Annotated in this window: 14 protein-coding genes and 2 tRNA genes; 6 read left to right on the top strand and 10 right to left on the bottom strand. The window is 47.5% G+C overall.

Annotated features, from left to right (window positions below; translation table 11 throughout):
• Window positions 1-146: 146 nt before the first annotated feature.
• The 3 genes from patX (QUA57_RS01620) to QUA57_RS01610 all read right to left on the bottom strand — a co-directional run bounded on the left by patX (QUA57_RS01620) (window position 147) and on the right by QUA57_RS01610 (window position 3,103).
• A complete protein-coding gene (gene patX / locus QUA57_RS01620) occupies window positions 147-374 on the bottom strand; it encodes a heterocyst-inhibiting protein PatX (protein WP_333058984.1) in 228 nt (75 codons plus the stop codon).
• 600 nt (window positions 375-974) lie between these two features.
• Entirely contained in the window at window positions 975-1,202 is a 228-nt protein-coding gene (patX, locus tag QUA57_RS01615; RefSeq protein ID WP_242724514.1) for a heterocyst-inhibiting protein PatX, read from the bottom strand.
• Window positions 1,203-1,300: 98 nt separating this feature from the next.
• Window positions 1,301-3,103, bottom strand: coding sequence for an FAD-dependent oxidoreductase (locus QUA57_RS01610; RefSeq protein WP_333058985.1), 1,803 nt, complete (start codon window positions 3,101-3,103; stop codon window positions 1,301-1,303).
• Window positions 3,104-3,423: 320 nt separating this feature from the next.
• Between QUA57_RS01610 and cysC the strand changes: the two genes are divergently transcribed.
• The 5 genes from cysC to QUA57_RS01585 all read left to right on the top strand — a co-directional run bounded on the left by cysC (window position 3,424) and on the right by QUA57_RS01585 (window position 11,752).
• The gene (gene cysC, locus QUA57_RS01605) at window positions 3,424-3,948 is read left to right on the top strand and encodes an adenylyl-sulfate kinase (RefSeq protein WP_333034878.1); all 525 of its coding nucleotides are present in this window, start codon (window positions 3,424-3,426) and stop codon (window positions 3,946-3,948) included.
• 37 nt (window positions 3,949-3,985) lie between these two features.
• Window positions 3,986-5,713 carry an SLBB domain-containing protein gene (locus QUA57_RS01600; protein WP_333250912.1) on the top strand — a complete coding sequence of 576 codons (1,728 nt, stop codon included), beginning with the start codon at window positions 3,986-3,988 and terminating at the stop codon, window positions 5,711-5,713.
• A gap of 142 nt (window positions 5,714-5,855) precedes the next feature.
• On the top strand, window positions 5,856-8,180 hold the full coding sequence (locus QUA57_RS01595; RefSeq protein ID WP_333058987.1) for a polysaccharide biosynthesis tyrosine autokinase: 2,325 nt from the start codon (window positions 5,856-5,858) through the stop codon (window positions 8,178-8,180).
• A gap of 422 nt (window positions 8,181-8,602) precedes the next feature.
• Window positions 8,603-9,970 carry an NAD-dependent succinate-semialdehyde dehydrogenase gene (locus QUA57_RS01590; protein WP_333058988.1) on the top strand — a complete coding sequence of 456 codons (1,368 nt, stop codon included), beginning with the start codon at window positions 8,603-8,605 and terminating at the stop codon, window positions 9,968-9,970.
• A gap of 144 nt (window positions 9,971-10,114) precedes the next feature.
• The gene (locus tag QUA57_RS01585; RefSeq protein WP_333034870.1) at window positions 10,115-11,752 is read left to right on the top strand and encodes an acetolactate synthase large subunit; all 1,638 of its coding nucleotides are present in this window, start codon (window positions 10,115-10,117) and stop codon (window positions 11,750-11,752) included.
• A gap of 164 nt (window positions 11,753-11,916) precedes the next feature.
• Here the strand turns inward: QUA57_RS01585 and QUA57_RS01580 are convergent, their stop codons facing one another.
• The 7 genes from QUA57_RS01580 to murA form a co-directional block, all read right to left on the bottom strand.
• Window positions 11,917-12,078 (bottom strand): hypothetical protein, encoded by a 162-nt coding sequence (locus QUA57_RS01580; protein ID WP_333250909.1) that lies wholly within the window; start codon window positions 12,076-12,078, stop codon window positions 11,917-11,919.
• A 118-nt stretch (window positions 12,079-12,196) separates the two neighbouring features.
• A complete protein-coding gene (locus QUA57_RS01575; protein ID WP_333059082.1) occupies window positions 12,197-13,072 on the bottom strand; it encodes a DMT family transporter in 876 nt (291 codons plus the stop codon).
• A 161-nt stretch (window positions 13,073-13,233) separates the two neighbouring features.
• Window positions 13,234-13,315 (bottom strand) — tRNA-Leu (locus QUA57_RS01570).
• Window positions 13,294-13,482 (bottom strand): hypothetical protein, encoded by a 189-nt coding sequence (locus QUA57_RS01565; protein ID WP_333058992.1) that lies wholly within the window; start codon window positions 13,480-13,482, stop codon window positions 13,294-13,296. Before QUA57_RS01565 ends, QUA57_RS01570 begins: the two co-directional genes overlap by 22 nt.
• A gap of 38 nt (window positions 13,483-13,520) precedes the next feature.
• A tRNA-Leu gene (locus tag QUA57_RS01560) sits at window positions 13,521-13,602 on the bottom strand.
• Entirely contained in the window at window positions 13,581-14,450 is an 870-nt protein-coding gene (locus QUA57_RS01555) for a M48 family metallopeptidase (RefSeq protein ID WP_333059083.1), read from the bottom strand. The genes QUA57_RS01560 and QUA57_RS01555 overlap by 22 nt, the downstream gene beginning before the upstream one ends.
• 136 nt (window positions 14,451-14,586) lie before the next feature.
• Window positions 14,587-16,002 (bottom strand): UDP-N-acetylglucosamine 1-carboxyvinyltransferase, encoded by a 1,416-nt coding sequence (murA, locus tag QUA57_RS01550; protein WP_333058994.1) that lies wholly within the window; start codon window positions 16,000-16,002, stop codon window positions 14,587-14,589.
• A gap of 365 nt (window positions 16,003-16,367) precedes the next feature.
• On the opposite strand from murA, the gene smc reads away from it, so the two are divergent.
• Window positions 16,368-20,168, top strand: coding sequence for a chromosome segregation protein SMC (gene smc, locus QUA57_RS01545; protein WP_333058995.1), 3,801 nt, complete (start codon window positions 16,368-16,370; stop codon window positions 20,166-20,168).
• Window positions 20,169-20,227 lie beyond the last annotated feature (59 nt).

Raw genomic sequence — 20,227 nt, 5'->3', positions numbered from 1 at the left:
CACAAAAAATAATCTCCTCAAAACTGTCCACAAAAAGTGCAGTTGTCGCTTAACCTGAAAAACTAGAATCCCAGAAAATCCGATCGAGCGATCGAATGAACTGCCCGAAGCAACTCAGTTGTGGTCATCACTTGCGTCCAGTGCCATTAGAAATCTTGTAGCGGATGAGTGTAAACATTAGACTCAGTAAAATTCCTGCGTCCGCCGCCCCTCTGAGGAGGGCGATTGCCCTTATGTTGAGTTTGGGCTGACAACATATATTGGGCGGTGGCAGTTTCGAGCATGGGGAGTGAAGATTCAAAAGCTTGAGCGGCGCTGGCACTCAAGGTAATGCCCAACAGGCTCAGTAAAGCAATTGCAGTGTAGGTTTTCATGGGTAGTATTCGTCGTGTCAGTATCTATTTAGAGATACGACATTACCCAGGCTGATCAGGATGAATTTCCCTGAAATTATCAAACTCTAGAATCAGCAATCAGGAATCACTAATCAGAAGGAAAAAAGAAGAAGGAATCAGGCTTTAGTTAAGCTATCGCGCCTTTAAATTGTATCCTAAAATCCTTGTAGAAAAAGCGGATAATTATCTTTCCCTCTCCCTTTTTAACCCTCTCCCCCTCCCGAAGCAACAGACACTTTAGATGCGTAGCATCTAATCTATGAGAGCAGTCAGAAGTCGATGTAAAAGGGAATAAATAAAATCTCTGGCTTCACTCATAAAAAAATTCCTAATTGCACTACCCAGACGGTTGCAATAATATACAAAACCGCCACATACGAGATTCAATCTCTCGATAGATGGCGGTTTAAGGTTTATATGCTATCATCACTCACATAAAAGAAGAGCCTAATGACTGTAAACAAGAAATGCAGTTGCCTTGGAAACCTGAAAAACTAGCATCCCCGGAAATCTGATTGAGCGCTCGACACGGGCTGCTGAAACTAACTCAATAACGGAAATCGCTTTCGTCCAATGTCATTAAAATGCTTGTAGTTGATGAGTGTAAAGATTAGACTCAATGAACTCTCGGCGTCCGCTGCCTCTTTCTGGAGAACGATCGCCCCTTTGTTCGGTTTGGGCGGATAAAATGTATGAAGCGGTGGCAACTTCGAGCAGTCCGACGAGGGATTCAAAGGCTCGAACGACAGTGGCGCTCAAAGTAACGCCCAAAAGACTGTGTAAAGCAATTGGTGTGTAAGTTTGCATGGGGTTAGTATCCGTGTCATTGTCTATTAACTGATACGGACTCTCCCCGATCGATCAGGATAAATTTCTGTGAAATTTTCGGATCTCTGCAAAAAACCTTACCTCTTCAATTCTACTGATTCCGCCAGCAGCCAAGCACCTGCCGAATTCAGCCTACCCCATACTGTCAGAGGCTTTTCGGTTTCGCAATTCTGTAAAAATCTGTCGGTTTCCGAGTCCAAAGTCACGAGTTGCCAAGTTTGACCGGTTAAGGATGCGGGGCTTGTCAGCGTTAGTGTCCAGTCTTGTTCGCCGAGGCGACGGAAAATGCCAGAAAATTGGCTGTGGGTATTTGCTGTTTGACTGCTTTGTTTCTCTCCTGACTCCTGACATTCGCCGCTCGCGGGATATGCTTCAGGTCGATCGAGATAATAGCGTTGCCAATCCAGCCAGTCCGATCGCCCCCGTGTCAAATTAAATAAAGGAATAACCGCCGCACTCGCCTCCGAATCTTGCAGCAAAGCTTCCTGCAAAACTCTCACCGGCAAATCCCGCGGCTGACATCCAGATTCCGCGCACAAAGCCGCCGCCATCCCCGCAGCCTGTCCAATATTCATTACCGTCGGTTGCAAGCGAGTTGCACCGTTGGCGATGTGAGAGACGGAAATATTTTTTTCGCACACTAGCAAACCGTCTGTACTCGCAGGAATTAGCGCGCTGTAAGGAATGGTAAACGGAGTTCCCGTCCAGCGGCCGCCCCACCGGATCGATTTGGGCTGCAAGGGAATGTCGCCACTGGTGTAGTGGTGATCATTGGCATAGTTGCCGATCGCAATTGTTTCACAAATGCCCTCAGAATTTATCGGCAACTTCGCGACTCTTCCACCGACAATAGGCAAAATATCTTGTTCTCTGACTGTACTTATCCCTCGCAAGCGCCGACTTTCTCGGTAGTAAGGATGTAAGGCAAACGAAGAAAGAAGGGAAGAATTTTGTTGATTGTCGATCGTTGAAATCGGGAAAATATTCTGTGCTAGGCCGTAGCGGTGGCCGAGTTGCGTTTGAATGAAGCGGGCGAAACTTTGAGTATGCCAGAGACTTTCTTGCAGGAATTCTTGTCGAGATGCTTCAGATGCAATTAGTCGATCGACCCCTTCCCCATAATCATTACCTCGAATCGGCCAATTAATCATCAACAATCCCCCTGGCAGCCTGCCGTAATTGAGAAATTGTTCGGGAGTGTAACCGTCCCAAGCACCGATAAATCGATCGGGATTTTCAACAGGCGGCGCGGGAATTTCTGGCCCGGCCGCACCTTTACCAAAATCCTGCATGATTGCCGCCCAAGTCGGAGCTTGCACCGAATAGCTCTCTGTGAGATCATTAGAGGCGATCGGCGCGCTGGGTTCGCCCCACTCGGCTTGGAATTCCCAACCCCAGCGGTGCCCAACTTCGGCTAAAGCCAGCACATCTCCCAATTCCGTGGCATCCAAAGTGATTTTGGCCGAAACCGTAAAATCTGCAAACCGGACGCCAGAAATGCGAGAGCCTTCTTTTAGCACATCTTGAGCTGTTTGTCCACAAATCCACTGTAAGTTCGGCAAACATTTAACCCAATCAGCAAAAATTTCAGCACCGGTGCGGGGATCGTAAGTAAAAAAACTTACCCAGCCCCAATCCAAACCTCCCGGCTGTCGCTGCTGAAGTTCCCGCAAAAACGCGCCCCACAAACCGGTTTGAAAAGCTGCTAATTCATTGCCATCAGGGGCCGAAACGCCAGCGGAAGTCAGCATTCCTCCCAGCCAGGGGAATTCGCTTACTAAAATAGTTTTGGCACCTCGGCGGGCTGCTTGCACGGCTGCTGCAGTGCCGCCGGTGCCGCCACCGACTACCAAAACATCTGCTTTTAAGACCGAAGACATAGGCAATACCATTTTAGATTTTAGATGGCGAAAGGCTCAGTAAGGTGATGAGTGCGCTACGGATAGATATTCGGCGTTGGCGATCGCGAATTGAATTTTACTGTCTAAAGACTTGACAAATAATAAATCGGGAATTATGCAGCGCTCACACAATTTTGTTACTAAATGACCGCAGGAGCGATCGCAACTTTTGATTTCTCATTTTTGGCGCGCCAATATTGGCAAGATGACACCGCGAATAACGATAATAGAAAAAAGGGAACAGCATCTATAAAGTTTTACGTCTTAATAATTTCCCAGTTACTAATTAACGGCTGAAAATGGAAAAAGGTTTTATTTTGTGGTTTACCGGGCTGAGCGGTTCCGGCAAGACAACTATCACCAAAGCTCTCGAACCCGAATTGAAGGCAAGAGGTTGCAAAGTTGAAATATTGGATGGAGATGTCGTTCGCACCAACTTGTCAAAAGGTTTGGGATTTAGCCAAGAAGACAGAGATACTAATATTCGGCGGATTGGATTTGTAGCTCACCTGCTGAGCCGCAATGGAGTAGCCGTAATGACCGCAGCTATTAGCCCCTACAGAGCAATTCGCGACGAAATTAGAGCAATGGAACCCAATTTTGTTGAAGTATATATCACAGCGCCGTTAGAAGTGTGCGAAGGTCGCGATGTCAAGGGGCTATACGCTAAGGCGAGAGCAGGAGAAATTAAGGGTTTTACGGGAATTGACGATCCTTATGAAGAACCGCTCAATCCTGAGATTATTTGTTACACAGAGCGAGAAAGTGTGGAAGAGAGTGCTAAAAAAGTTCTCAGCAAGTTAGAAGAGTTGGGTTACATTTGATGTTGGCGGGGTTGGATGAGGATAGGGGCAAAAAGCGATGGTGGTGAAAAGTTATTCGCGCAAGGTGCAACTTGAGAAAAAATCTCACCCTTGTGCCCCCTTCGCGGAGAGGGAAAGGGAAGAATTTCTCTCCTTTCCGGCAAGGAAAGGGGCTGAGGCAGAGGTTTCCAGCAAAAGCTGCAAGCTAAGTTATTGGGCAAGCAATGCTGTCAAAAGTTTAATGATTCAAAGTTTAACAGTGTCCGTGGTGGCGGCGGTGGGTTCATCTCCTGCGGCTGCCCAGTTTATGCCTCCTCCTCCTCCTCCTGCTGATGCGGGTTCTCCTGTTCCTGTACCGGTACCTCTAGCGCCGGGATTTCAGGGGTTTCCGGCAAGTGCACCTTCAAGTGTACGATCGGAAGTTTACACTTTGGGAGCGGGCGATCGTATTCAAATGGACATCTTCAACGTCCCGGAATACAGCGGCCCTAACGGTCAACACCAAGTACAGGCAGACGGTTCCCTGAATTTGCCGTTAGTTGGCAGCGTTTCGGTGTACGGGATGACCCTAGAACAAGCTTCTAATGCTGTTAAAGACAAATATGGCAAATACCTTAAACGTCCCTGGATTACCCTGAAACTGCTGGCGCCGCGTCCTTTGCAAATTGCGATCGCGGGCGAAATCAACCGCCCCGGAGCCTATACAATATCCTCAGCAGCAGGCCCCGGAGGCACAGCAGAGCAAATGGGAACTCAAATGCCAACGATATCGCGGGCTCTGCGAATGGCCGGCGGAATTACGCAGTCAGCAGACGTGCGGCAAATCAAAATTCGCCGCCCCCAGCGCAACGCACCGGAACAAATTATTAGTGTGGATTTGTGGGAATTATTGCAAAACGGCGATTTGCGGGCCGATATGACTTTGCGGGACGGCGATACTATATTTATTCCCACTGTAACTAGCCTCAACCGCCAAGAAGCACCGACTTTAGCAGTAGCTAATATTACCGGACAAAGCACTCAACCAATTAATATTGCTGTGGTGGGCGAAGTAACTCGCCCCGGTACTTATACTTTGGCAAAAGAGGCTCAAAGTAGGGTACAAGAGAAGGAAATGGGTGAAAATTCTGGTTTGTTTGCTGCCAGGGAAACCAACGGCGGGGAAACTGTTTTGCAGCAAACTGTAACGAGGGCAATTAAAATGGCGGGCGGCATTACGCCGGTAGCTGATATCAGACAAATACAAGTTCGGCGCCTGACACGCGCGGGTACAGAACAAATTATTAATGTGAATTTGTGGCAACTTTTGGAAGGGGGAGATGTATCCCAAGATTTAGCGCTGCAACAGGGAGATACGGTAATCGTTCCCAAAGCCGAAAACCTCGATGAAACCCAAGACGAACAAGTTGCTAATTCTAATTTTTCACCGGATACGATTAGGGTGAACATTGTAGGAGAAGTCGTGAAACCCGGAGCGATGGCGGTGCTGCCCAACACTACTTTAAATCAAGCGCTGGTAGCAGCGGGAGGTTTTAATAAAGCGCGGGCAGAAATGGATTCGGTGAATTTAATTCGCCTCAATCCTAACGGCACTGTTTCGCAGCTAAGTGTTAAGGTTGATTTTTCCGCAACTGCCAATGAAGAAACTAATCCCAAACTGCAAAATAATGATGTAATTATGGTAAGGCGATCGGGTCGCGCGACGTTCTCGGATAATGTAGGCGGGACTCTCGCTCCTCTCAGCCCGCTGTTAGGAATATTCCGGTTGTTCGATATTTTTCGGTGAGTTGAATTGACTGGCATTAAGACCTCAGAAACCCGCTTTATAAAAAAATTGCGGTTTGGTAATGAAATATCTAGGAATCAACCGATTTCCTGAAACTCAGCCACCAATACAGACGTTTAAACTAATAAGTTGTAGAACTCAAATGAAACCAGGGAAACAATCTCACGTAGCACTGTTTAATCATAAAAAAAACGCTGATCTGCAAAAAATGTCTTCTGGGCTTTATGAAGAAGATCAGTTTTTAGGCAGAAACAAAACCGAGGCAGAAGAGTTAAGTTTTTGGGAAGTTTGTCGCAGTCGCTCCATCTTAGTCATCGGCGTAGCAGCGGCAGTGACTACCGGAGTTTTCGCCTGGACACTGAATCAAAAAAGCGAGTACGAAGGGCGCTTTCAATTATTAGTAGAACCAGCAGTTACGCAAAATACTTTAGCAAAAATATACTCCGGTGAGCTGAAACTGCAACCAGCGGGCCCCGCAACGACGGAAAATGCCGGTTTTGACTACGAATCCCAAATTCAAGTTTTGCAAAGCCCGCAAGTAATGTCGCCGATTATTAAACAGTTGCAGGCTAAGTATCCTGAAATAAATTACAACTACCTCTTGAACCAAAAAGCAGATAATGTGCCTTTTTCTCAGGAAACTAGGTTGTCGATTAATCGATTCAAAAATACCAAGATTATCGAAGTTAGATATCGGGATTATGATCCGAAAAAAATTCAGTTTGTTTTGGAAAAAGTTGCGCTAGGCTACCGCAACTACAGCGTGCAAGATACCACAACTCAAATTAGTCAGACTTTGGATTTTGTGAAATCGCAAATTCCCAACCAGCAAAAGCGCCAACAAGCTCTGCAAACAGAAATTCAAAAATTGCGGCAGCAGTACAATTTCATCGACCCGCAAATTCAAACCCAACAGCTTTCGCAGCAAATCACCCAACTTCAAGCACAAAGATTGGACGCGCAAACGCAGCTCAATCAGCAGAGATTGCTCTATTCCAATCTACAAAATCAGCTCGGACTGAACCAGCAGCAAGCGCTGATGGCCTCGGCTCTGAGTCAAGCTCCCCGCTATCAAGCGATGCTGACTCAATTGCAGCAATTAGAAGGGCAAATTGCGATTAACTCGGCTACGTTTACAGACCAAACTCCGCAAATGCAATTGTTGCGAGAACAGCGCAAGAACCTGATTCCTTTGTTGAAGAAAGAAGCCCAACAGGTTCTGGGAACTGATTTGGCTAAGGTAAATTCGCAAGTGCTGACTTTTCAAGATCCGGTGCGGATTAAGTTAATCGAGCAGTTTATCGGTACTGCTAATTTAATTCAGGTGCTGGGCGTGCGGAATCAAGTTTTGGAACAAGCTGCTAAGCAGTTGAATCAATACTCTCAAAAATTCCCGGTGATTTTGCGGCGCTATTCCGATTTGCAGCGCGAGTTGGATTTGACTAACAATACGCTGAATAGTTTGCTGGCAAAACAGCAAGCTTTGCAGCTTGAAGCTGTGGGCAAAAAAGAGGTGGCTTGGGAAGTTATTGCTAAGCCGGAAATTCCACGTTACAAAAATGGCGAGTTGAGGGCTGTTGCTCCGATTATGCCTTTGAATTTGGCTTTGGGGGGATTGGCTGGTTTGCTGTTCGGTATGCTGGCGGCGCAGTTGGCGGAACGGTTTAAAAATAAAACGGTGTTCCAAACTCCAGAGGATGTCAAACAGTCCATTCGCCTGCCTTTGTTGGGGGTAATTCCTGCTAGCGATAAAATTTTGAGACTTCCTCCTGCTGAGACAAGCCCGCTGGATGTGGCAATTTCGCCGATGCCGACGGATGCTTTTCAAGAAGCTTTTCGATCGCTCAATGCGAATATTCGCTTACTCAACCTTGAAAGTCCAATCAATTCTTGTGTAATTACTTCTTGTCAAGTAGCTGACGGCAAGTCTACTGTAGCAGTCAATCTGGCGCGGGCGGCTGCCGCAATGGGCCAGCAAGTGCTGTTAGTTGATGCCGATTTGCGGCGGCCGCAGGTACACGAAATGCTGGGTTTACCGAATTGGCAAGGCTTGCACAATGTGATTGCTGATGATGTGGATGTGCAACAGGTGATTGTGCGATCGCCCCGTGATGAAAATTTGTTTGTGTTAACTTCCGGCCCTGTTCCTCACGATCCCACAAAGGTGCTTTCTTCCCGAAAAATGACTCATTTAATGGCAGCTTTGTCAAGTCATTTTGACTTAGTTATTTACGATACTCCACCGCTTTTGGGTTTGGCAGATGCGAATTTGTTGGCGGCTCACACTAACGGATTGATGCTGGTAGTGGGGCTGCATCAAACTGAGCGGGAAGCCCTGTTGTTGGCTTTTGAAGATTTGAAAATGGCGGGAATTCCCCTGTTGGGAATGGTGGCAAATAACGATAAAGGTAGCAGGTATTACTATCAGTCTTACGTGCAGGATTACGTCCAGGAACAGTCTGTTTGAGGGAGAGGAATTGAGAAATGTGTAGTGGAACAGGCCGTCGGGCCTGTTCTTGAGAATGCAAGGCGGAGGGACACCCGACCCGATATTTCATCCATCTTGCACCATTAATTGTGAATAAAGCTGTCAGGGGCGGGCGGGACGCCCTACAAAAACATTTAACTTTTATGGAACAGGCCGGAAAGCCTGTTCTTGAGATTTGTGCGTGATTTCAGAAAGACAAATTTTCTTAAGATTTGCGATCGAGACTCTGAACTATAATTAAAAGTAGGAGAAATTTAAACAAATCGCGGCACTTGCAAATTGGCAAGACCTGAAAGAAAACGTGGCTGGTAAATTCCTATTTTCTAATACCTTAATACAACTCCCTGCCTAGGCTGAAAACTAGCAGGGAGTTTTGTGTTTTTCACACAGGAGATAAAACCATGGCTATTGCTACTATCAACCCGGCAACGGGAGAAACGCTGAAAACTTTCGAGCCGATCGCGGATGAGGTAATAGAAGCTAAGCTGGAATTAGCACAGCAAGCTTTTAAAAAATACCGCCAACTGCCGTTTGAGCAGAGAGCCCTGTGGATGCAGAAAGCTGCAGACATCTTGGAGCGCGATCGCGAAATTTACGCTGAAATGATGACCCTGGAAATGGGCAAAACGCTCAAATCTGCGATCGCCGAAGTGGAAAAATGCGCCTTAGTTTGTCGGTATTACGCCAAAAATGCCGCTCAATTTATGGCAGACGTACCGGCAACCACTGACGCTAGCAGCAGCTTTGTCCGCTACCAACCGCTGGGCCCTATTTTAGCCGTCATGCCCTGGAATTTCCCATTTTGGCAAGTTTTTCGGTTTGCGGCGCCAGCACTGATGGCGGGCAATGTCGGCTTGCTCAAACACGCTTCCAACGTGCCTCAGTGCGCTTTGAAAATCGAAGAAATTTTTACGCTTGCTGGCTTTCCCGAAGGAGTTTTTCAAACTTTGTTAGTCGGCGCCGACAAAGTAGCCGATATCGTTGCGGACGATCGTATAAAAGCAGCAACTCTCACCGGTAGCGAACCAGCGGGTGAAAGTTTGGCAGCAAATGCGGGCAAAAATTTGAAAAAAGTAGTGCTGGAATTGGGAGGAAGCGACCCGTTTATTGTGATGCCCAGCGCCGATTTAGCAGCAGCTTTATCAACGGCTGTAACGTCGCGGGTGCTCAATAACGGTCAATCTTGCATCGCAGCCAAACGCTTTATTTTAGCAGAAGAGATTGCCGACGAATTCATCACAGGATTTGTCGAAAAATTCGAGCAATTAAAAGTAGGCGATCCGATGTTGCCCGAAACCGATATCGGCCCTTTAGCTACTCCCGCAATCCTCAAAGACTTGGACAATCAAGTGCAAAGTTGCGTCCAATCGGGAGCAAAACTTCTGACAGGTGGCGGCCCATTGTCAGAGAAGGCCGGCAATTTCTACTTGCCAACTATTCTCGCAGACATTCCGCCGAATGCCTCTGCCCGTCAAGAAGAATTTTTCGGGCCCGTAGCTTTAGTATTCCGAGTTGCAGACATGGATGAGGCGATCGCCCTCGCAAACAGCACATCTTTTGGCTTGGGTGCGTCAGCTTGGACTACAGTAAACTCAGAGAGCGATCGCTTTATTTCCGAACTAGAGGCCGGCGCGGTATTCATCAACGGTTTAGTAAAATCCGACCCGAGATTGCCCTTCGGCGGCATCAAACGCTCCGGTTACGGACGCGAATTGAGCATCCAAGGAATGCACGAATTTGTTAACATAAAAACAGTGTGGGTGAAATAAGCTCCCACTCTATCAACCGATCGCACAAATCTACAGAAGTCTGCGTTTATCTGCGTTTACCTGCGGTTAAAAATTCCCATTTAGTATTTTTGCGATCGGTATAAAAAGACCAAAAACCCACATTAACCGAGGAGAGAAACGGAAATGAACACAGCTCAACTATTGGTAAAATGTTTAGAAAATGAAGGCGTCGAATACGTCTTCGGACTTCCTGGAGAAGAAAATTTAGAAATTTTAGAAGCCCTGAGAAACTCTTCAATTAAATTTATTACTACTCGCCACGAACAAGGCGCGGCTTTCATGGCTGACGTTTACGGTCGTCTCACCGGCAAAGCTGGCGTTTGCTTGTCAACCTTGGGTCCAGGCGCAACTAACTTAATGACAGGAGTTGCTGACGCCAACTTAGACGGCGCTCCTTTAATAGCAATTACCGGACAAGTCGGCACAGACAGGATGCACATAGAATCGCACCAATATTTAGATTTGGTTGCCATGTTTGAGCCAGTTACTAAGTGGAATGCTCAAATTGTTCGCCCCAGCACGACGGCAGAAATTGTCCGCAAAGCCTTTAAAGTAGCTCAAAGTGAAAAGCCGGGAGCAGTTCACATTGACTTACCTGAAAACATCGCAGCAATGCCTGCTGAAGGAAATCCGCTTACCAAAGACAACCGCGAAAAAACTTTTGGCGCTTACCAAAGCTTGAATAAAGCCGCTGTGGCAATTTCCAAGGCAAAAAGTCCTCTGCTTTTAGTAGGAAACGGCGCGATCCGCGCTAACGCCAGCGATGCTTTGACACAATTTGCTACTCGATTGAATATTCCTGTAGCTAATACTTTCATGGGCAAAGGTGTAATCCCTTACACTCATCCTTTGGCACTTTGGACGACGGGATTGCAAAAACGGGATTATATTAGCTGTGCTTTTGAAGAAACGGATTTAGTGATTGCTGTTGGCTACGATTTGATTGAATATTCCCCGAAAAAGTGGAATCCAGAAGGAACAATTCCGATTATTCACATTGGATCTTTGCCAGCAGAAATTGACAGCAGTTATATTCCTCTTATAGAAGTTGTGGGAGATATTTCTGATTCCCTCAATGAAATTTTGCAGCGTGCCGATCGCATGGAGAAAGTAGACCCTTTTGCTAAGCAATTGCGGGCGGATATTCGCGCTGGGTACGAACAATATGCAGCCGACGACGGTTTCCCGATCAAGCCACAAAAACTCATTTACGATTTGCGGCAAGTCCTGGGCCCGGAAGATATTCTTATATCTGATGTGGGAGCTCACAAAATGTGGATCGCGCGGCACTATCATTGCGATCGCCCGAATACCTGTTTGATTTCCAACGGCTTTGCGGCGATGGGAATTGCGATTCCGGGTGCGGTGGCTGCAAAACTCGTTTATCCCGATCGCAAAGTAATAGCAGCCACCGGCGACGGCGGTTTTATGATGAATTGCCAAGAGTTAGAAACTGCTTTGCGAGTCGGTACTAATTTTGTGACGCTGATCTTTAATGATGGCGGTTACGGGTTAATTGAATGGAAGCAGCAAGATTATTTTGGTCATTCCGATTTCGTCAAATTTGGCAATCCCGATTTTGTGAAATTTGCGGAAAGTATGGGTTTAAAAGGCTATCGTGTGGAATCTGCAACCGATTTTATTCCCATCCTCAAAGAAGCCCTGGCTCAAGATGTCCCTTGCGTGATTGATTGTCCGGTAGATTATCGGGAAAATGCGCGTTTCAGTCAATTATCTGGGGATATGAGTTGCAATTTGTAAGAGTAGCTAGAGCCCCGACTTCTTAAAGAAGTCGGGGCTCTAATAATGGACATTCTTCGAGATAGAGTTTTGTAGCTTGTTTAAGATTGGCGATCGCTTCTTCTATGGTTTCGCCTTGGTCAACTGTGGGGACTTCTGGACATTCGGCAATGTACTTCTGCCAATTATTTTACCCAAGTATGAGAAGCATAAATAACTTCCTCTTCCTTCTGGCGAGCGGTTGCAATTTGCTTCTCAATCTCTCCGTAGAGTTTTGTTTCCACTCGTCGGAGTTGTGATATCAAATCCAGTAGCATCGGAATTAATATTACCCACTGCCAGGACACGGCGCCGCGCCTAATAGAGTCAACAGTTAACACTCTACCATTCAGTTTTTCGACCCGCCCGTCAACAGTCAACAGTCAACAATCATTTCGGTGCCACCGGAATTGATATCAAATCTAATCACTTCAAACCCAATAATAAGGCGATTCCGCCGATCGCACCAACTACCCCCAAAACAGCCCGAATGCTCACTTTTTCGCCCGCCAGCACCGCTAAAGGCAGTATAAATAGGGGACTGGTAGAACTGAGTGTTTGAGCGATTGCTGCGGGTGCATATTTCAGCGAAGTCTGTTGCAGGGAAATTCCGAGATAGGTTCCTAAAAAAGCTGCCACAATTATGGCACCTAATGTTTTTGAGGATTTTAATTGTTTGAAACTGTCAAGGTTTGTTGGCTTTAAAAAGCACAGCATGACTGCCATACCACCGCTCAAACGCAATGCCGCCGTCCACAGGGGATCGATATCTATTTGAGTGAAGGCGGCGCGGGATAAAATTGCTCCAGCGGCGTGGCTTGTTTGTCCTAATAAACTAATACCTAATCCCTGCCAAATATGTTTTGATGATAAGGTTGTTTCGGCTGTTCGTTCTGCAATTACCCACGCTACCCCGCAGATTGTTAAAAGAATGCCAGTACAAGCAATGGGCGATAACTTTTCTTGCAAAAAGATTAAGCCCAATAAAGCTGTTAAAGGGGGAGATAGGGTTTCTAAAAGCAGCGTTCGCCTCGCGCCTAAATATTTTAATACGATAAAGAAAGCGGTGTCTCCGATGCCAATTCCTAGGCCGCCGCTAATCAGCAGCATTGCTAAAATATTAGGGTTGATTGCGGGTAAGGATTTTCCTAAAATTAGTACAGTGGCAAGGAGCATGAAAAGGGCGATCACGCCTTTGAGCAAGTTGAGCACCACTGCGGGGATTTGCTGTCCCACTCGCTGCCAGATTGTGGAAGATAGAGCCCAGACAAATGCAGCCCCTAAAGCGGCTAATTCACCCATAAAATTTGTTGACTGTTGACTGTTGACTGTTGTCATTAGTTACTAATTCGCAATTGGCAATTGGCCATCCCCGATGCCCGATGCCCAATTCCCCATGCCATATAAATTAGGGTTCCAGACTAATCATCTGGAACCCTAGATTTATTAAGCTTTTCTAGCAGTGGGCGGGGAGAGAATCGAACTCTCATACCTTTCGGTGTCAGATTTTGAGTCTGATGCGTCTACCAATTTCGCCACCCGCCCTTTTGGGTTTCACCATCATAACACACCGATCGATTTTGCACAAGAGATTCATAATCTTTTGAACTTGCCCAGCGATCGATCTCTCTGGCCCGCAATACTGGTACAGGATGGGACAACTGAGCCGTCTGAGCTTGTTTGAGCATTTCTCCCAGTTGAGTGGTGCTCACAGACTTCTTTATTAATACATCACCATCTTTTCTAGTAATGGGCGGGGAGAGAATCGAACTCTCATACCTTTCGGTGTCAGATTTTGAGTCTGATGCGTCTACCAATTTCGCCACCCGCCCTTTTTGTTGGTTTCAGCATCATAATACACCGATCGATTTTGCACAAGAGATTCATAATCTTTTGAACTTGCCCACCGATCGATCTCTCTGGCACGCAATACTGGTACAGGATGGGACAACTGAGCTGTCTGAGCTTGTTTGAGCATTTCTCCCAGTTGAGTGCTGCTGAGGTCGTCGTAGGAGCGCGCCTGCGCCAAAAACGCATCGACATTCAGTTTGGGAGCTAAAGTCGGCGAACCTCCGGCCAGTTTCATCAACAGTGATGCTACCACTCTTGGGTCTTGAGTCGCGAGCAAGGCGGCGCGATCGCACGTAAATTCCGCACACCGCAACCATTCCAACATTTGCGCCTGCAAACCCTGAGCGAGCACGGTTCCCACAGGGGAAATTTGGCCGGCGGCCAACACAATTAAATTAGCCAGAGTCAGGTAAACTCCGTGCTCGCACTTCAAATGCCCCAACTCGTGAGCAATTACTGCCTTAACTTCCTCGTCTGTGAGCAAATCAATCAGAGAAGTGTGCATCACCACAAAAGGCTGTTTTCCCCGCATCGCAAAGGTGTAAGCATTTGGCATCGGATGCTGGCGGACATAAAGCTGCGGCGGTTCCAAATCAAGAGTTTTGCAGGCATCCAAAAGCAATTGATGCAGGTGGGGCAATTGATTTTCCCCGACTTGGACGCTGGAAGCCAGATTTTCCAGCATAAAAAACTGTTCGCCAAGTTGTCCCAGCAACTGCCGCACGATCAAATCCAGGCCGGGCAGTTGTTTGAGAGTGCTGGTAGCTTCCAAGTCTAGCGGGTGGCGAAACTGGTCTGCTTTTAAACCGATGAGCGGTATGTTCGACATTTTAGTCAGTTGGGAATGGGGAATTGGGAATTGGGAATTGGGCATGGGGCATGGGGAATTGGGCATGGGGAAGTATTTTGCTTCTTCCTTTTTTCCTCTTCCTTCTTCCTTCTTCCTTCTTCCTTCTTCCTTCTGACTACTTTAAACCCGATCGCACGGGATTGACAGGAGCCTCAGCAGTCGCCGGGTCTGTACCCTCTTTGACGCGCCGCAACTTAGCTCCTAATTTTTGCAGTTTCACCTCTAACTGCTCATAGCCGCGGTCTAAGTGCTGCAAGCTGCTGATGGTGGTGACACCATCGGCTGCAAGTCCCGCTAACACTAACGCCGCCGAAGCCCGCAAATCTGTTGCCACGACAGGCGCACCCGACAGCCGCGACACTCCGCGCACAATCGCTACATTGCCTTTAAGGCGAATGTCGGCGCCCATGCGGTTGAGTTCTGCTACGTGGCGCAAGCGATTCTCAAACACGGTTTCTTTGATCAAGCTGTCGCCTTCGCTCAGCGTCAGCAAGGCCATAAACTGAGCTTGCATATCTGTGGGGAAACCGGGATAAGGCAGAGTTTCGATGTCTGTGGCCGAGTGAGTTTGGCCGGGAACTATCCGCAAAATGTCGGGGGATTCGGCAATAATTTTTGCCCCAATTGTCTGCAATTTGGCAATGACTGCGGTCAGGTGGTCGGGAATTACCGGCGACAAACTGATTTCCGAGTGAGTGATGGCTCCGGCTACTAAAAATGTTCCGGCTTCAATGCGATCGGGAATAATTGAATAGTCTACCGCGTGCAGCTTGGGAACTCCCGAAATGACGATCGTATTCGTGCCGGCGCCTTGAATTTTTGCTCCCATAGCGCGGCAGAAATTCGCCAAATCTGCGACTTCCGGCTCTTGAGCCGCATTTTCAATTATGGTTTCTCCTTCCGCGAGAGTCGCCGCCATCATCAAAGTTTCAGTTGCGCCGACGCTGGGGTAGTCCAAATAAATTTTGGCTCCTTTCAGGCGGCGGTTCGGCCCTTTGACGTAAGCGTGAACCGTACCGTGGTCGATGTGGACTTCGGCACCGAGGGCTTGCAGACCGCGAACGTGGAGTTCAACGGGTCGGGCGCCGATGGCGCACCCACCGGGCAAGGGCACTTTGGCAAATCCCAAACGCGCTAGCAGTGGACCGATGATGAAGAAGCTCGCCCGCAGTTGGCTGACTAATTCGTAGGGGGCTTGAGCGTCTATGAGGTTGCTGGCGTTGATGTCTAAAACGTCGCCGTTCTGCTGTAATTTGACTCCTACAGCCGAGAGAATTTGTCCCATGCGGGCGACATCGACTAGACCGGGAACGTTGCGGAGACGGCAATCCTCTGGGCAGAGCAAGGCTCCTGCCATGACGACTAAGGCCGAGTTTTTGGCGCCGCTAATTTTAACGTGTCCTTTAAGGGGCTGGCGACCCCAAATTTGCAATACTTGTTGGTCGCTTTCAGGTGAAGCTGGCAGGTTAGATGAGTTCTGAGCTGGTGTAATGGGTTTGCCCTCCATAATTCGCTTCGTTACTTTATACATTATTAATTTTGGTTCGATTTTACCGGAAAGTTTTTATATGTCTAGGGGTAACATGAGGAATTCCGGGAATTATATTTGCTGGAATTCCCTCGGGACAAGGCTTTCATGTTTAATCACACAAATAATGTCGATCGAGTCTCATGAAGTTATCTGTATCAAAATTTACGTTAATTTGTAGCGCTCGCTCGGATCGCAGAAGTTGTACCTTTGTCAACGATCTTTTTAAGTAAAAGCAGGCTCGGTTGTTGACAAAGGTGTAAGATATCGGTTCGATCGACAATGCCAGAAAGTTAACACATTGTCGATCGCCCCATTGCCTGTGCTACCCTGTGACAACAACCTAGAGCCAAAGCTACTCCTAGCATATGGTTCACATTAAACGGATCGAACTGACGAACTTTAAATCTTTTGGCGGCACGACGGCCATTCCCGTGCTGCCCGGTTTTACTGTGGTTTCCGGGCCCAACGGTTCTGGGAAGTCCAACATCCTCGACGCTTTGCTGTTTTGTCTCGGCCTTTCGAGTTCTAAGGGAATGCGGGCTGAACGTTTGCCGGATTTGGTGAACAGCGCCCAAAACAAACGCGGTACGATCGAAGCTAGCGTGACTGCGACTTTTGCGCTGGAAGATGTGGGGGAGGAATGGTTCGCCCGGGATGAAGATGAGGAGGAAAATGCAGCAGATGAGTTATCTGTTGAAGCAGAGGAAGTCGAAGAGATAGATATTGCCGAAACTCAAGACAACAACGGCCAATCACCTGCCAATCGAAAATCCAAAATCCAAAATCCAAAATCGGAAGAGTTATCTGTTGAAGACGTAGAAGAGATAGAAATTGCAGCAACTCAAGACAACAACGGACAACTACTCGCTACCAATCGAAAATCCAAAATCGAAAATCCAAAATCGGATGAGTGGAGTGTGACGCGGAAACTTCGGGTAACTCGTCAAGGTACTTACACTTCAACTTATTACATTAACGGCCAACCTTGCACCCTGACTCAACTTCACGAACAACTCAACCGCTTGCGAATTTATCCCGAAGGCTATAACGTCGTGCTGCAAGGAGACGTTACGAGCATTATTTCGATGAATTCTAAGGAACGCAGAGAAATCATTGACGAATTAGCTGGTGTGGCTCAGTTCGATCGCAAAATCTCTTTAGCTAGGCAGAAGTTGGATGAAGTTAAGGAGGTGGAAGAACGCAGCCGCATTGTAGAAAAAGAGCTGATTTCTCAACGCGATAGGCTGGCTTCCGATCGCACAAAAGCGGAAAAATATCAAAAATTGCGGGCTGAATTTCAAGAAAAATCGCAGTGGGAAATTGTGCTGAAATTCCGCCAATTGCAGCAGCAAGAATGGAAGCTGCGAGAACAAATCGAAACGGGCGATCGCACTTCGGCATCTCTCACAGAACAACTGCAAGCAATTAACACCCAAATTCAAGAAGCAACCGCCGAACTTGACGCGCTGAATGCCCGCGTTAAAGCTTTGGGAGAGTCGGAACTGTTGGCTTTGCAAGCGACGATTGCAACTCAGGAAGCGGAACGGCGGCAACTGCAAAACCGCAAACAGGATTTGGAAACAACTGCTGGGCAAATGGCCGCTAATATAGCACAAACTGAGGAAGAAGTTCGGCAATTCCGGCAAAGTTTGGAGCAAATTGAGATTGAAATATCTTATGTTAAGTCTCAAATAGGAACTTTGCAGGAACAGCGGGATGCAGCCCAGCAAAGTTTAGATGAAAGTCGGGAAGTTGCAAATGCGATAGCCTCGACGGCAGAAGTGTGGGTACAGCAGCAAACAGAATTGCACCGCCAAATCGAAACAATTCAACAAACTTTGGAACCGCAGCGTACAGAACAAGCTACCATTGGTGAAAGAGCCGATCGCCTGCAAAGTCAAATTCAAGAACAAAACCAATCGCTGCAAGTATTGGATCAGGAAATTGCCGCGAAAAAAGAGCAGCAATCTCGCCTTGTGGAAACCAAAGGCGTTGCATCTTTGCAAGTAGAATCGCTGACTCAGATTTTAGTCGAAGCCGAACAAGAATTGCAACTGCAACAGGAAACTCAAACTCGTTTGTTGGAAGAACAGCGCGAAAGACAGCGCAAATTAGACAAACTAGAAGTGCAGTTTCAAGCACTGCAAGAAGCGACGGGAACGTTTACTGCAAAAATTGTCGCGCAAAGCGGAATTGGCGGAGTTTGCGGCTTGGTGGCTCAACTCGGCAGGGTAGAACCGCGCTATCAATTGGCGCTGGAAATTGCCGCAGGCGGGCGCATGGGAAATATGGTGGTGGAAGATGACAGCGTGGCTGCTGCTGCGATCGAATTGCTGAAACAAAAACGGGCGGGAAGGATGACGTTTTTGCCTTTGAATAAGATTAGGGGCGGCAGGTATTCGGTGAATGAAAATTTGCGGCGCGCGGCTGGATTTGTGGATGCGGCTGTGAATTTAATTGATTGCGATTCGCGGTATCAGGAAATTTTTGCTTACGTTTTTGGCAGTACGGTTGTGTTTAGCAACCTCAGCGATGCCCGCCGCTATTTGGGACAGTACCGGATTGTCACTTTGGACGGGGAAATTTTGGAAACTAGCGGGGCGATGACTGGGGGAAGTTCTACTAACAGATCTACCTTGCATTTTGGCACGGTTGAGGCTAGTGAGGCTGCTAGTGAAGCGCGGACGATCGCATCTCTGCAAGAAAGGTTGGAGGAAATTGAGCGGATTTTGGAACGGTGCAAAATGGCGATCGATCGCGCTGCTGTTGCAGTCAAAACTCGCAGCCAAGAATTGATGGAAGCGAAACAAAATTTGCGCGAACATCAGTTGCGCTTGGAACAGTTGGATTCAGAAATTAAGAATTTGCAAGCGCAACAGGAACAAGTGCGATCGCAAATTGCCAAAAATACACAGGAATTAACTAATTCGCGATCGAGATTGCAGTTGCTGGAACGAGAATTGCCCGCACAGGAAACTCAATTGCAGCAATACCGCCAAACTTTGGCGCAGTTGGAAGAGTCCAACAGTCACAGCGAATGGCAGCAAATGCAATCGAGTTTGCGCGCTCTAGAAGCGCAGCTCCAAGAGCGAGAATTGGCTCTGAGAAACGTCCAGCAGCGCCTTGTAGACTTGGAAAATCAATTCGGGCGTTTGGAAGACAAAATTAAGGAAGGCAGCGAGAAATTGCAGGAATGGCAAGTGCAGCAAAACGCGGGGGCGGATGCACTCGATCGCATTGTTTCGCAGCAGTTAGAACTAGATCGGCAAATTGCGGAAGCTAAGGCGGCTTTGGGGGAAATTGAGGAAAAATTGGGCGTGCAGAAGGGAGAGCGCGATCGGGCGGAATCTCAACTGCGAGAGAAGCATTTAGCCAAACAGCAGTTACAATGGCAGTTGCAAAAACTCCACGAAACCCAGCAAGAACGCCGGGAACAATTGAGCGCAATCCGCACTCTATTGGAAGCGCAGCGGGCGGAAATGCCCGACCCCGTGCCGTCGATTCCTGAAAATGTCGAGAAAGCCAATTTGACGGAATTGCAGCAGGAAGTAAAGGCGATCGCCAAACGCATTCAAGCTTTAGAACCAGTCAATATGCTAGCCTTGGAAGAGTACAACCGCACTCAAGAACGCCTTCAAGAATTGAGTCAAAAATTGACGACATTGGAAGGAGAACGTACAGAACTGCTGTTGAGAATCGAAAATTTTACCACACTCAGGCGACGCGCTTTTAAAGAAGCTTTCGACGCGGTTAACGAGAACTTCCAGACTATTTTTGCGGAACTTTCCGAAGGCGATGGCTATCTCCAGCTAGATGACCAGGAAGACCCCTTCAGCAGCGGCTTGAATTTGGTTGCTCACCCGAAGGGCAAACCCGTACAGCGGCTGGCTTCCATGTCTGGAGGCGAAAAGTCGCTGACGGCGCTGAGTTTTATTTTTGCGCTGCAACGCTACCGCCCATCTACGTTTTACGCTTTTGATGAAGTGGATATGTTTCTGGATGGGGCAAATGTGGAGCGATTGGCTAGAATGATAAAACGACAGTCGGAACAAGCCCAGTTTATTGTTGTGAGTTTGCGGCGACCTATGATTCAATCGGCTGAGCGTACAATTGGCGTTACTCAAGCGCGGGGAGCTTATACTCAAGTCATAGGACTGAAGTTGTAGTCCCGGAGTTTATGTTAACGCTCGTGTTGAGTGATATATGTACTTAATAAATCAGGATT

It is taken from the genome of Microcoleus sp. Pol7_B2, assembly GCF_036701035.1.
In the GTDB taxonomy this organism is placed as follows: Bacteria; Cyanobacteriota; Cyanobacteriia; order Cyanobacteriales; family Microcoleaceae; genus Microcoleus.
This window is presented reverse-complemented; position numbering and strand designations above follow the sequence as displayed.